Here is a 13778-nt window from a genome sequence, read left to right as displayed (position 1 = left end):
ATAATTAGCGGAAAATTACCAGTCGGCGGCTGTTTTATTAAAAATATCCAGGACGATCTGATCCAGAATTTTCGGTACCAGGCGACCTTCATTCTGGTCAAGTGTCTGATTCTGCGGAAAGTCCTGATAGAACGAGAATGACTGATCAAAGCTTTTACTTTCTTCTTTGTTGTTGACGAAGCGGGCCTGAACCGTAATCTGGAGCCGGTTCAGACCGGCCTGGTCCTGGGCGGTGGGAGCAATGGCCAGCAGGTCATAGCCGGTAATGGAGCCTTCCAGCAACAGATCGCCCCCGCTGGGTACAACCTTCAGGTTGGTATAACGCTGGTAGTATTCTTTCAGCCGTTCGTTAAGGTTGATCGCTAGGTTGGCCGGGCCACCCGCCGTCTGCATGGAAAAGTTTGTAATGGTAATGCTTTTCAGATCCGGCGACAGCGTGGTACCGGTAAAGGAGTATATGCCGCAGGAGGAGAGGAACAGACAGAGGGCTACAATAAGTAGGCAGTTGGCAGTTCTCAGTAGGCAGTAGGAGTAGGTCAGTCTATCAAGAGCAAAATCTGCCAACTTAAGTTTATTCTTCATCAATCTCATACTGTTTAATTTTCCGGTATAACGTTCGCTCGGAGATGCCAAGTGCCTGAGCGGCATACTTTCGCTTGTTGTTGTTGCGCCGGAGGGCTTTGATAATCATTTCTTTTTCTTTGCGTTCCAGCGAGAGCGAATCGTCCTCTTCAGTTTCGTGGGTGATGTCTTCGACCGTTACCTCGTTTTTATCCTCAACGTCTTCATAGTTGCCGTAGGGCTCTGGAGCTGCATTGGCCGTTGGTGGGGGTAGCAGTTTGGCAATATGGGCCGCATCGTCGGCTTCCTGAGCGGTAGCGTAGGACTTATCGGCGGGCCGGTCGGTTTGCAGCGTGTCGAACAGGTCTTTGTGGTTGTTCAGGATTTGCCGACCGTATTGCTCCTGGTTGAGTACATCCAGGACCAGTTTTTTCAGGTCGTTCATGTCCCGGCGCATATCGAACAGGACTTTGTAGAGGAGTTCCCGCTCGCTGAACCCATCGTTGCCGCTGCCCTGAGCCTGCGGAAACACCATCGGCATCCGGCTGGTTTGCTGCGGTTGCGGCAGGTAGCGGGTCAGCGTTTCGGCGTCGACGGGTTTGGCATGGTCCGTCTCCAGAATCGAGATCTGCTCGGCAATGTTCTTTAACTGCCGGATATTACCCGGAAAGGGATATTGCAGGATCAACTGTTTGGCCGGTTCAGTCAGCTGGATGGGACTGATGCGGTACCGCTCGGCAAAATCCGTCGTGAACTTGCGGAACAGCAGTTCAATATCATCTCCGCGCTCCCGCAACGGTGGCACGTAAATGGGCACGGTGTTGAGCCGGTAGTAGAGGTCCTCGCGGAACTTGCCTTTGCTGACGGCATCCAGCAGATTTACGTTGGTAGCGGCTACCACCCGCACATCCGTCTTTTGCACCTTCGACGAACCCACCCGGATAAACTCACCATTCTCCAGCACGCGCAGCAACCTGGCCTGGGTGCCGAGGGGCATCTCGCCGATCTCATCCAGGAAGATGGTACCGCCATTGGTGGTTTCAAAATAACCCTTCCGCTGGTCGACTGCACCGGTAAAGGAGCCTTTCTCGTGACCAAACAGTTCGGAGTCGATGGTGCCCTCCGGGATGGCCCCGCAGTTGATAGCAATGAACTGACCGTGCTTGCGGTGACTAAGCGAGTGGATAATCTTGGAAAAAGACTCTTTCCCGCTGCCGCTCTCCCCCGTAATCAGCACCGTCAGGTCTGTACCTGACACCTGAATGGCTACATTGATGGCGTAGTTCAGCGCCGGCGCGTTACCAATAATACCGAAGCGCTGCTTTACGCTCTGGACCTCTTGTAAATTCATAATAAAAGTCTTCAGTGGGCGGTGGGCAGTTTGCAGTCTGCCGATCTCTGCCTACTGCCCACTGCCTACTGCAAACTTAATCCACCACTTCACCAATCAACGTGGCCGCTGTGCACTCGGTGACAAGCACGCTGACGTACTGGCCTTTCCGGAGATTGCCTTTGGGGAACACAACCATTTTGTTCTGGTCGTTACGGCCGCAGAGTTGTTCATCCGACCGTTTCGATGTGCCCTCAACCAGCACCTTCTGCACCTTACCGATATGCCGCTGATTACGCTCCAGCGACATATTACGCTGAAGAGCAATGATTTCGTTCAGCCGGCGGTTTTTTACCTCGTGCGGAATATCGTCGGCGTACTTCTTGGCCGCCAGTGTGCCGGGACGCTCTGAGTAGGCAAACATATAGCCGTAGTCGTAACGGGCATATGCCATCAGGGAAAGTGTATCCTGGTGTTCCTCCTCCGTTTCGGTGCAGAAGCCGGCAATCATGTCGTGCGAGATACCACAGTCTTCACCCAGAATAGCGCGGATGCGGTCAATCTTCTGGATATACCACGCCCGGTCGTAGGTACGGTTCATCAGCTTCAGAATCCGGCTGTTGCCGCTTTGGGCAGGCAGGTGGATGTACTTGCAGATGTTATCGTACTTTGCCATGGTGTACAATACCTCGTCGGTAATGTCTTTGGGATGCGAGGTGGAGAATCTGACCCGCAGGTCTGGATGCACCAGCGCCACGCGCTCCAGCAATCCGGCGAAATTGACGTGCTCGGTGTCGTCGGCATGGCTCCACTTATAGCTGTCTACATTCTGGCCGAGCAGCGTTACTTCCCGGTAGCCGTTTTCGTAGAGATCCCGTGCTTCGCTGACGATGGAGTAGGCATCACGGCTGCGCTCGCGGCCCCGCGTAAACGGCACTACGCAGAACGAACACATGTTGTCGCAACCCCGCATAATGGAGATATAGGCCGTTACGCCGTTGGAATTCAGCCGAATGGGTGAAATATCGGCGTACGTTTCCTCACGTGAGAGGAACACGTTTACGGCCTTTTGCCCCGATTCAGCTTCCTCAACCAACTTCGGAATGTCGCGGTAGGCGTCTGGACCGGCCACAATGTCCACAATCTTTTCCTCTTCCAGCAGCTTTGCCTTCAGACGCTCAGCCATGCAGCCGAGCATCCCGACCAGCAGGGCCGGTTTCTGCTTTTTCAGCACGTTCAGCTGCTTAAGCCGGTTGCGGACTTTTTGCTCGGCATTGTCGCGGATCGCACAAGTATTGAGAAAGATCAGGTCAGCCTCCTCGGCAGTGCCGGTAGTGGCAAAACCGGCGTTCCGCATCACTGCCGCTACGATCTCGCTGTCGGAGAAATTCATCTGACAGCCGTAACTTTCGATATACAGGCGCTTTTTGCCAATTGCCAGCTCCTCTTCCGACACCCGCGGCAGGTCGCAGGCCTCTTTATCTTCTGGTTGTAATATGGTTAATGTTTCAGCTACGCGTTCCATACTCAGTACAGTACCCCGGAGTACAACTCCGGTTTTTAACAAGTAATCCCGGGAGGGAATCGCTTCGGCGATCCGATCCGGGGTACAAACTCCCGCAAAATTACGAGAAAAATCAGAGAATTGCTGACAAATTGTCAGAAAGGATAACCAATTCCGAAGTTGACCACGATGGGATTGGGGCCGCTAAATGGTCGATCCAGCGCAAATTTTGGTAATATAAAGCGCTCATCTATGTAGGTTCCATCGGTGGTAATAAAACGCCGGGCCGGGTCGTACACTTTAACGGCTCCGTCAAACCGGATGATGAAGAAGGAGAAGTCCAGCCTTATACCCACCCCGGTGCCTACCGCCATTTCGGTAAGGAAGTTGTTCAGGTAAAATCGGTCTTCGGGGCGACGGGAGTTCTGCCGAAACCGCCACACATTTCCGGCATCCACAAAAAAGGCACCGTTGATATCGGCTCCCAGGTGAAACAACCGGCCGCGAAGTTCCGCCGAACCTTCCAGCAGGATATCGCCCGGCTGTTCAAAACTATAGTCGAACCGGTAATCATCATTGGTTGGGATCGGCAACGGCTGCCCGGAAGCGTCGGTGCGCGGGTAGGCTGAACCGGGCCCCAGCCGGCGCGGGCGCCAGGCGCGTACGCTGTTGCTGCCGCCCGCAAAGAACAGCTTTTCGTAGGGGGCGGTGCCGTTGGGGCCATAGCCGTAAACAAGACCGGAGTTTACCCGAAACGCAAGCGTGTTGTGTGTGCGAAGGGGGATGTAGTGTCGGAAATCGGCATTGACCCGTAAGTACTTGAAAAACTGTAAATTGTTGAAGGTCCTGGACAGAGCCTCAATCCGCTGATTACCCAGCAGGTTCAGCGTTGTGCCGCCCGATTCCACAGACAGGCGGAGGAAATTGGCTTTCCGGTTCTGCCCGACCACATTGGTATTGTAGGTGTAGGTTAAGCTGATGTTTGAGGCAAAGGCGTTGATAAAGCTGTTTAGAATAGTGCTGCCCTGCTCGGCCTGTTCTCGTAGGAAAGTTTCAAACGTCCGGCCAAACTCATCGTTCTTAAAGCTGGCCCGGAGCAGGTTTATATCGGCCGCCAGAAACGTGAACTGCCGGTTGGGCGCCGGTTGCCAGTTATACGCCAGCGTGGAGCGGAGGTTGGTTCGGATAAATTCCGGACGGTTGGTGTAATTGTAGCCTAGACTAACCTGCGTACGTGGGTTGGAGTTACTGAACAGGAACCGGTATTTGCCCGGAAACAGAATCTGCGGAAAAATAAGGGAGGTGTTCAGCCCCAGCTCCTGCGCAAAATACGCCTGATCCGTGCTAAAACCGGCCTGAGCTTCAAACCCGTACCGGAACGAGGTTTCCAGGGTTTCCAGCCCGCCCAGAAAATTGCGGACCCGTAGCGATAGGTTGCCAAAAGGTCCCGGAATTCCCTGCCCCTGGTATAGTACGGATACACCACCTTCCACCGTCATTTCGTATTTATCGAGCGGGGTCGCCACAATTTCGGTTCGCAGCATTCGGTTGGTGGTATCTGTAATATTGATGTTGGCAAATTTGAACTGGTTAAGCAGAAACAACTGTCGTTGCGTTTCGCGCAGATCATCCTGCCGGTAGAGCTGTCCTGGTCGCAGCCGGATCTTGGTATCCAGCAGACGGGTAGCGTACAGCTTTCCGTCCAGCAGGTAGCGGATACCGTTGCGGCTGACTGTATCCAGCGTCTGGGTAGAAGGCGTTTGGGTTTCATCACGGGTAATCACAAACCGCATATCGCCGATGTGGTAGGTATAATGCTGCGACTGGCCGGGTGGGTTCAGGATTTTCACCCACATATCCACAAACCGGCCGGAGGTGTCCAGGCTGTTGTTGACCGACGAATCCGGTTCAAACTGGATGTATTGCCGGCTGAAGGTATAATAGCCGTTGTTGCGGAGCAGTTCTTCAACCCGAACCCGTTCGTTGCCCAGTTTAGCTTCGTCGTAACGTTCACCAACTTTCAGCAGGGAGTTGGGAGCCGATTTTTTTACCAGGGAATCTACGCGAGGATCATCAATTTCGTACGCGATTCGCCGGAGCCGGTAGGGTGTGCTTTCGGAGACCAGGTAGATCACGCGGATGCGCCGTTCCAGCAGCGTATCCAGCCGGTAGCTGGTCTGGGCGTTGAAGAAGCCCTTGCTGAACAGGTAGGTTTTCAGTTTAGCGGCATTGGCCTGCGCATCGCGTTCATAAAAATAAACCGGTGGTTCGCCCAGGGCCCGCATGACCCAGTTTCCTTCTTCGGCCTTTCGGCGCAGGCGTTTAATCTCCTGGGCGTATCGTTTTTCGAGCCGTTGCCGTTCGCGGGAGTCTTCGGGATATTGCTGTTTTTTCTGCTCAAATTCGGTAGTTTTGGCCTGTAGCTCCTGCAGCGCGGCCTCGCGGTTATAGCCACGGGCACCGAGTTCGTAAAACCAGAGGGCCGGCGTAAACGGCAGGCGCAGTATCCGCCGGTTGGGCTTTTGGGGGATCAGGCTCTCCAGCTCGTCGCTGGAAATGACCCGGTTTCCCCGTACGGTCTGGTTGTATAACAGGTATTCTTTCTGCGTCAACTGTTTGCTGCTGATGCAGCCGGATATGCTTAGCAGCAGAACGCCCAGGAGTGCCCAGGTCTGAATCACGAGGTAAGGCGCACGACCGAACGAGTGGCCTAAGCCTCTTTGGTCGTGCGCTACCCGTACTTTATCGCTATTCATGCTGTCTAAAAATCTGTCCAAGTTTATCCAGTCACTGCACCAGAAAAAGTACCGACAGGAGCACGGGGCTTTTCTGGTCGAAGGAGCCAAAAGTGTCCGGGAGGTGCTGGCATCCGGATTTCAGGTCGATATCCTCCTGGCGACTGAAGCGTTTTACAAAGAAAATGACCGGCTCTCAGACAACCAACGTCCCCGAATCGAAATTGTTACACCCGCCGACCTGGAGCGGGCCGGTACGCTGGAGAGCAACAACACGGCGCTGGCCGTCGTAAAAATAAAGGAAAACCGGCCGCTGATCGCAGAGCCCAACGAATGGGTATTGGTTCTGGACGATATTCGCGATCCCGGAAACCTGGGTACTATTCTCCGCATTGCCGACTGGTACGGCATTCGCAAGATCATCTGTTCCGATACCACAGCCGATGTGTATAATCCCAAGGTCATCTCCGCCAGCAAGGGCTCTTTCACCCGCGTTGCATGGTGGTACGGCGATATTGCCGGCCAGCTGAAACAGCACCCGGATGTACCCGTGTATGGCGCGTTTCTGGACGGCAGTGATGTTCACCGGATCACCTTTGGGCGAACGGGTTATCTGGTGATGGGCAACGAATCAAACGGCATTGGCCCGGAGGTAGCCGCCCTGGTGTCGCAGCGAATTACCATTCCCCGCTATGGCGAGGCTGAGTCGCTGAACGTCGGCATTGCTACGGCCATCATTCTGGATAACTGGCGGAGGAGTCTTACATAAAACTACTCATAGCTGCTTCATTCGCCAGTTCCTCGGCGTGTTCTTTGCCTAGATACCGGTCAATAAAATAATGCGCCATATACAGCAGGGGCGTGAGCAGAATGGCCGTGATGAACTTATAAATGTAGTTGATGATCCCAACCGCCAAAACCTGCTGCATGGACCAGTTGCCAAACACAAAGAAGGCGATGTAAAGCACCACAAAGCTATCGACGAGTTGTGAAACCAGGGTAGAGCCCGTTGCCCGAAGCCAGATTTTACGGCTGCCGGTGATCTTGCGCAGCGCCTGAAAAATGGAAGCATCCAGCAGCTGCCCAATCAGGAAAGCCGTGAGCGAGCCGATGATGATGCCCATTCCCTGCCGGAATATCATGCCAAAGGCGTTGTTGATATTGATGGGCTGCCCGGCTGAATCCGTTGCGTTGACCTCCAGCCAGAACTGCGCCGGGGGCAGCGATGTTACAGCATAGATGATAAAAAAGCTGTAGGCAATGAACCCAGCCGTCAGGAACGAAATGCGCCGGACGCCGGCCTTGCCAAAATATTCATTGATTACGTCGGAGGTAATAAACACAAACGGCCAGATAACCGCTCCGGCTGTCAGGTTAAAATCCAGCACAAAATCGCCAAACAGGTGAATTTGTGCGGGTTTGGTTCCCATCAGCGACTCGACCGAGAAGATTTTTACGCCAATGATCTCCGCCACCAGCGCATTGGTGAGGAAGACGGCGCTCAGAAAGATGTAGAGGGTAGTACGTTTGTTGGTAAAAGTAGCAGCCGCCATTTAATTCGTTAGAGGTTTAACCGTGTGAGGTTTAAAGTTAACAAAACAACCTTTTGCCTTCATTTTCTCTTACTTTCCAGAAAGGCGCTTATCCGATCCATGGCAATGTTCATTTCATCCAAAGACGGAAGGCAAACGATGCGGAAGTGATCGTTGTAGACGTAGTTGAAACCGGTTCCGGCTACGACCAGCACTTTCTGCTCGGCCAGCAGATCATACACAAAGGCGTTGTCGTCGGCGATGGTAAACTGCTCCAGGTGTATTTTAGGAAAGAGGTAGAGCGCTCCTTTGGGCCTGGTACAGCTAATCCCCGGAATGGCCGTGATGCGTTCGTAGGCCAGATGAATCTGTTTGTAGAGCCGGCCCGCCGGTGCGACCAGGTCGTGAATACTCTGGTAGCCACCCAGGGCCGTCTGAATGGCAAACTGCGTCGGTACGTTGGCGCAGAGCCGCATACTGGCCAGCAGCGTGAGCCCCTCGATATACGATTTGGCTTTGTGTTTGGCTCCGCTCATAATCAACCATCCGCCCCGAAAACCGGCGGCCCGGTAGTTTTTCGATAAGCCGCCCATCGTAATGCATAGGGTATCGTGTACCATTGTAGCGATAGGGTAATGGACGGCTCCGTCGTACAGTATTTTGTCGTAGATCTCGTCGGAGAACACAATCAGCTTATGCCGCTCGGCAATGCGGGCAATGCCTTCCAGCACCGAGCGGTCGTACACCGCGCCGGTTGGGTTGTTGGGGTTTATAACCACTATGGCGCGGGTCCGGCTGGTAATCTTGCTTTCCAAATCGGCCAGGTCCGGGTTCCAGTCGGCGGCTTCGTCGCAGATGTAGTGAACCGGCTTTCCGCCCGACAGGGCCACCGAAGCCGTCCAGAGCGGATAGTCCGGTGAGGGAATCAGCACCTCGTCGCCTTCATTAAGCAGTGCCTGCATGGAAAGCAGAATGAGTTCACTAACCCCATTGCCGATGTAAATATCGTTGATGGCCACACCGGGAATGCCTAAGTTCTGGGTGTGGTGCATCACGGCTTTACGGGCGGCAAACAAACCACGGGAGTCGGAGTATCCCTGGGCGTTACGGATATTCAGGATAATGTCGTGAACGATTTCATCGGGGGCATCAAAACCAAACGGCGCGGGATTACCGATGTTGAGGTTTATGATCTTGTACCCCTGGCTTTCCAGTTCCAGGGCTTTTTCGTAAACGGGTCCGCGTATGTCGTATTTAAGGTTATTGAGCCGCTCGCTTTTTAAAATATCCATCCGAAATCTGCACTAATGAAACGATGGGGCAAAGGTACAAAAAGTGAGGGGAGTACGTACCGATGCGTTAAAGCCAGGTTGGATTTATGACAACTTGACAAACGGGCTAAAGCCCGCTGGTACGGTCAACGGCCTCCAAAATCATCTTCCGCACAAGATTGGGGTGAGATTCGGTGATAAGGTGACCAGCTTCGGGCAGAAAGATGAATTTGGTCTGGGTATCGGCCAGTACCTGCCTGGCATAATCCAGATTGGCCGGGTCGACCAGCCAGTCGTTGCCGCCCTGCATCACGGTTACCGGCAGACATATACCCGACCAGCAGGACTGGAGTTGTTTGAGTTCGGCCACATGGGCGTATTTCTCGGCCGTGGCGGTATTGAGAGACCGGGGCAGAAACAGCTTAACCAACGGTAATTTACCCCACCAGGAAAACCAGAAGAACTTTTCCCGGTCTGGGTCGATAGGCGGAGCAACCATCAGCAGGTGCTTGACCAGGCTGGGGTACAGCATTGCCAGGCGGGCGGCAATGGGGGCACCATAGGAGCGGCCCAGCACAATGGCTGGCTTGCCCGACTTATTCAGCTTTAGGGCTTCGGCGATCCAGGAGGCTTGCTGGTTGATGGAAGTGATCGGATGCCGGCGCTTTTGGGACTTACCGTAGCCAGGTCGGTCTACGGAGATCAGGTGAAATCGCTGTTGCAGCAGGCTGTCATCGAGCAGAGGCAGGTAGCCGTACCAGGAGCCGGGCGCCCCGTGAATAAACAGGAGCGGAGGCAGCGTATCGGGCCCGAATGAAGCACAGAAGAGCTTCATCGTATCGTTTTCAACGGTATGATAAACCGGTTTTGTAATCCGGTTAGCGTAGTGTTGCCGAAGGTCTTTCTCGGTCATTGTCCACCGGCGAAAACAGCCGGTAAGACTAGCCATCAGCAGGGTAAGCAGCAGGAAGTGAAAACGTTTCACAAACGGAACGGCTGACAAGTTACAGAGTAAAAAGCAGGTAATCAGAACGAAATACTCAACTGGGCCGAACCGCGTTCGTGTTCCAGCAGCCACTTTTTTCGCCACAAACCTCCGGCATAACCCGTCAGTTCGCCGTTGGACCCGATAATACGGTGGCAGGGAATCACGATCCACAGTGGGTTTTTGCCGTTGGCGGACGCTACCGCCCGAATGGCTTTTTCGTCGCCCAGCCGGCGGCTCAGGGTCAGGTAGGAGAGGGTTTGCCCGTAGGGTACCGCCAGGAGGGCCTGCCAGACCTCTTGCTGGAAAGGAGTACCCCTGGGGTTCAGTTTCAAGTCAAACTGCTGGCGTGTGCCGGCAAAATACTCCCGTAGCTGCTCAACACCCGCCAGCAGCGGTGCCGGAAGATCTGTCTGGATGGTATCAGGTATCAGTTCATCGGTGCAGGCGATGGCAGCGATTCCGTGCTCGTCGCCCGATACGCAGATAGTGCCCAGAGGGCAGGTCAGGTATGCCCGCTGCGCCGTAATCATTGAAAATACCTGGTTACAACTTCGTCAAGCATAGCCTGCGTAAGTGGCTTGCCATGGTACCCCCCCACCGCCTGGAAGCGCGTTGCTTTGTCTTTGTCGACCGGGTTCAGCGATGTGGTTAACATTAGGACAACCAGGCTGCTTTTTAGCTCCGGAGGAAGTTTTTCGTATTCTTCCAGAAACTCAAAGCCATTCATGCCGGGCATATTGATGTCGAGGAAAATCAGATCCGGTCGAAGATAGTATGCATCATCAGGCTGCGTCAAATACCGCAACGCTTCCGGGCCGTTTTCGGCTACCCGGACCTCCTCGCACAAATCTGACTCTTCAATAACCATTCGATGCAGAAAATTGTCATCCGGATCGTCATCAATTAACAGAATGCAACGAATAGGTTTGGGCATAGTGGTGTACGGTTTTGATTACCTTAGGAATGATGAAATAGAAGGTAGAGCCTTCGCCAACGACACTGTCAATCCAGATCTTCCCGCCGTAAATATCGATTACCTTTTTACAGGTAGCCAGCCCGATACCGGTTCCGGAATAGTCGTTGCGATTATGCAAACGCTGAAAGATCTCAAAAATACGATCGTAGTACTGCTTGTCAATGCCGATGCCGTTGTCTTTAATAGAAAATAAGTAGTAGTCAGCCTGCTCTTTTACCTGTAGCGAAATCTGGGGAGGTACGTTTTTGCGCCGGTATTTGATACCGTTCGAAATCAGGTTCTGAAACAGTTGCTTCAGGTCAGTCTGGTGTCCGTTGAGAATCGGCAACGGGCCTATGTGGAGTTGCGCGCCGGACGATTGAAGCTCATCGTGCAGGTCTTCCCTGATTTCCTCAATTACTTTATTGAGGTCTACCGGAACAAATTCAGTGACACTACCGACGCGGGAGAAATCCAGCAGATCCTTAATCAGAACCCGCATCCGGCCGGCTGCGGCCGCCGATACCCCAACCAGCTTGCGGGCGTTATCGTCCATCCCGTCGCCGTATTTAACATCCAGCAGGCTCAGGTAATTTTCAATGGTTTTGAGCGGTGACTGCAGGTCATGCGAAGCTACATAGGCAAACTGCTGGAGTTCCCGGTTCGACCGGCTCAGTTCCTGCAGCGCCTGCTGACGGAACAATAGTTCGTGTTCAAACTCCTGCGATGTCCGAAGGCCCACGGCCTCGTTGAAATACTTGATCAGCGCCAGGACCGTACCAATCGAGACAATCCCCGTAAGAAAGCGAATGAGGGCATTGATCCGGTATGCCGGAATATAAAACATGGCGGCATCGATTAGGTGCGTCAGGCCACACAGCAGAATGAAAGCGCCGAATAACCAGAAAACCCGGTGAAGCGGAACTCCCCTTTTGACAAAAAGAAAGCGAAGTAAAATTACGGGAATAGCCATATAAGCCATCCAGATCGTCAGGTCAGAGATGATGTACAGCCAGCCATGAAAATCGGTCCAAGTGCCGCACTGCCAGCGCGGAGGCCAGTCACTGGTGTCTCCCAGCCGCCGGAAAAAATCAAAAACCTGCTCCATTATATCCCCTTCGTAACGGTAGGGTTAAGTTTAGTGGTGAACACGCGTATCCTATGCGTGTAAAACAGATAAAGGTACAGGAAACTACCGAAATTTGAGCCGCTGCCAAATTAAAGAACGCTTAAAAACACGAATGGCCGGTCGCTTGGACTGGCCATTCGTGCTGGTAATATTACGTAGTTTGTTGAACCACTGACCGACCTGATTCAGACCAGCCTTCCCAGATAAAAAGTGTAGGTTAAGAAAACATTGCAAATTAACGAATTTTCTTAACAAAGCAATCCCACACAAAAGAGCCGGCTGCCTCTTTGACAAACCGGCTCTGGCGTATATTTAAAGTACCTGAGGCTGCTGGTGTGGCTGTTATCTAGTCGAGGCTAGTTTCAACACCCGGCCGCTTCCGTGGTCCAGGAGGTACATTTCACCGTTGGCATCTTCGCCGAAGGCCGAGATAGTACCGGCCCGATTTACGAGTACCTGATTGTCGGTAGCTTTAGTGCCGTTGTAGGTCAGCGCCCATACCCGGCCACTGGCGTAATCGGCGTAAATATACTTATTTTGCAGGTCCGGCTGCGCTTTACCCCGGTACACTACACCACCTGTAACCGAAACGTTACCATTTTCATGCGGGTACTGCCAGACCGGCCCTACCAGATTACCCTGGTCGCAGTTGTTTTTCGGGTTGTAGCAATCGCGTCCTTCTGTTAGCCGCCAGCCGTAGTTGCCGCCTTTTTCAATGATGTCAATTTCCTCCAGTTCGTTCTGCCCGACATCACCCGCCCAGAGCCGGCCCTGGTTGTCGAAACTGATACGCCAGGGGTTTCGCAACCCATAGGCGTAGATCTCTTCCCGGACCCCATCACGATTGCCTTTAAACGGATTGTCCGCCGGGATGCCGTAATTTCCTTTTTCGGTGCTGTTTACGTCGATGCGCAGAATCTTGCCGAGCAGTGTATTGCGGGTTTGTCCGTTGTTTTGCGGATCACCACCACTACCCCCGTCACCGGTAGCAATATACAGGTGACCATCTGGACCAAACAGAATTTTACCCCCGTTATGGTTGGAGTAGGGCTGCGGGAAAGTCAGCAGGACAACTTCCGACCCGGCGTCGACCTGACTGGCGTTTGCCGATGAAGCCTTAAACCGGCTGATTACCGTTTCGCGGGGATTACTTTTTGTATAGTTTACGTAGAAGTAGCCGTTCTGCCGGAAATTGGGGTGGAATGCCAGTCCCAGCAGGCCCATTTCACCGCCCGATGCTACTTTACTGCGAATGTCGAGGTAAGTACCGGCTGACTGTGCCGATTCAGTATTGTCAAATACCCGGATGCGGCCGGCTTGCTCGACCACAAACACCCGGTTGCTGCCGTCATTGGCGTGGGTATATTCAACCGGTTGCGAAAAACTCAGATTCGGGTAGGCGTTTACTACCTGAACAGCCGCCGATCCACTTTGTACCACCGTCGCTTCTTTCTCGGCAGGCTGGCAGGCCATCGACACCAGGAACGAAAATCCGGCGGTGGCTGCCATGGAGAAACATAGGGTGGATATTGCTTTACCTAACATGATTTCTACTAATTTGAGACCTTTCTTCTGCTTATGGATAGGCAATATTGAGGCCAAAATGGGTAAACGAACTTTTCGGGTGTCTTTTTGTTCTCAGAAACATAAATTCATGGCTAAAAAACATGGGTAAAGGTAGTAACGCCAGAACGGCGTTGTTGTGTGACTTCCTCAATTCGGGGAGGACCGGCAACTGTTCTGATTATCCATTAGGTTAGCGCTCCTGTCTTG

At 53.1% G+C, this 13778-nt stretch carries 12 protein-coding genes; 1 reads left to right on the top strand and 11 read right to left on the bottom strand.

Translation table 11 applies throughout. The features are described 5' to 3' along the window. Positions 1 to 15 precede the first annotated feature (15 nt). From lptE to tamL, 4 genes are all read right to left on the bottom strand, one after another. Positions 16 to 582, bottom strand: a complete 567-nt coding sequence (gene lptE / locus ABD949_RS14465; protein ID WP_345244556.1) for an LPS assembly lipoprotein LptE — start codon at positions 580 to 582, stop codon at positions 16 to 18. Then, a complete protein-coding gene (locus tag ABD949_RS14460; protein ID WP_345244555.1) occupies positions 572 to 1912 on the bottom strand; it encodes a sigma-54 interaction domain-containing protein in 1341 nt (446 codons plus the stop codon). The genes lptE and ABD949_RS14460 overlap by 11 nt, the downstream gene beginning before the upstream one ends. A 76-nt stretch (positions 1913 to 1988) precedes the next feature. Beyond that, positions 1989 to 3416 carry a tRNA (N6-isopentenyl adenosine(37)-C2)-methylthiotransferase MiaB gene (miaB, locus tag ABD949_RS14455; protein ID WP_345244554.1) on the bottom strand — a complete coding sequence of 476 codons (1428 nt, stop codon included), beginning with the start codon at positions 3414 to 3416 and terminating at the stop codon, positions 1989 to 1991. 134 nt (positions 3417 to 3550) lie between these two features. After that, complete coding sequence (gene tamL / locus ABD949_RS14450) at positions 3551 to 6151, bottom strand: translocation and assembly module lipoprotein TamL (RefSeq protein ID WP_345244553.1); 2601 nt, start codon at positions 6149 to 6151, stop codon at positions 3551 to 3553. On the opposite strand from tamL, the gene ABD949_RS14445 reads away from it, so the two are divergent. Next, positions 6150 to 6899 (top strand): TrmH family RNA methyltransferase, encoded by a 750-nt coding sequence (locus tag ABD949_RS14445; protein ID WP_345244552.1) that lies wholly within the window; start codon positions 6150 to 6152, stop codon positions 6897 to 6899. The genes tamL and ABD949_RS14445 overlap by 2 nt on opposite strands. Here the strand turns inward: ABD949_RS14445 and ABD949_RS14440 are convergent. From ABD949_RS14440 to ABD949_RS14410, 7 genes are all read right to left on the bottom strand, one after another. Then, on the bottom strand, positions 6892 to 7683 hold the full coding sequence (locus ABD949_RS14440) for a queuosine precursor transporter (protein WP_345244551.1): 792 nt from the start codon (positions 7681 to 7683) through the stop codon (positions 6892 to 6894). The two genes, ABD949_RS14445 and ABD949_RS14440, sit on opposite strands and share 8 nt — an antisense overlap. 59 nt (positions 7684 to 7742) lie before the next feature. After that, positions 7743 to 8954: a pyridoxal phosphate-dependent aminotransferase gene (locus ABD949_RS14435; RefSeq protein ID WP_345244550.1), complete on the bottom strand. Its 1212-nt coding sequence runs from the start codon at positions 8952 to 8954 to the stop codon at positions 7743 to 7745. Positions 8955 to 9060: 106 nt separating this feature from the next. Continuing rightward, positions 9061 to 9918 (bottom strand): alpha/beta fold hydrolase, encoded by an 858-nt coding sequence (locus ABD949_RS14430; RefSeq protein WP_345244549.1) that lies wholly within the window; start codon positions 9916 to 9918, stop codon positions 9061 to 9063. A gap of 41 nt (positions 9919 to 9959) precedes the next feature. Beyond that, complete coding sequence (locus ABD949_RS14425) at positions 9960 to 10451, bottom strand: methylated-DNA--[protein]-cysteine S-methyltransferase (RefSeq protein WP_345244548.1); 492 nt, start codon at positions 10449 to 10451, stop codon at positions 9960 to 9962. After that, the gene (locus ABD949_RS14420) at positions 10448 to 10855 is read right to left on the bottom strand and encodes a response regulator (RefSeq protein ID WP_345244547.1); all 408 of its coding nucleotides are present in this window, start codon (positions 10853 to 10855) and stop codon (positions 10448 to 10450) included. The genes ABD949_RS14425 and ABD949_RS14420 overlap by 4 nt, the downstream gene beginning before the upstream one ends. Continuing rightward, complete coding sequence (locus ABD949_RS14415) at positions 10821 to 11984, bottom strand: sensor histidine kinase (RefSeq protein WP_345244546.1); 1164 nt, start codon at positions 11982 to 11984, stop codon at positions 10821 to 10823. Before ABD949_RS14415 ends, ABD949_RS14420 begins: the two co-directional genes overlap by 35 nt. Before the next feature lie 363 nt (positions 11985 to 12347). Further along, complete coding sequence (locus ABD949_RS14410; RefSeq protein WP_345244545.1) at positions 12348 to 13514, bottom strand: PQQ-dependent sugar dehydrogenase; 1167 nt, start codon at positions 13512 to 13514, stop codon at positions 12348 to 12350. Positions 13515 to 13778: the final 264 nt, after the last annotated feature.

The sequence above is a fragment of the Nibrella saemangeumensis genome, from assembly GCF_039541915.1.
Lineage (GTDB): Bacteria > Bacteroidota > Bacteroidia > Cytophagales > Spirosomataceae > Nibrella > Nibrella saemangeumensis.
Note: the sequence above shows the minus strand (reverse complement) of the source record. Positions and strands in the feature narration are given on the sequence as shown.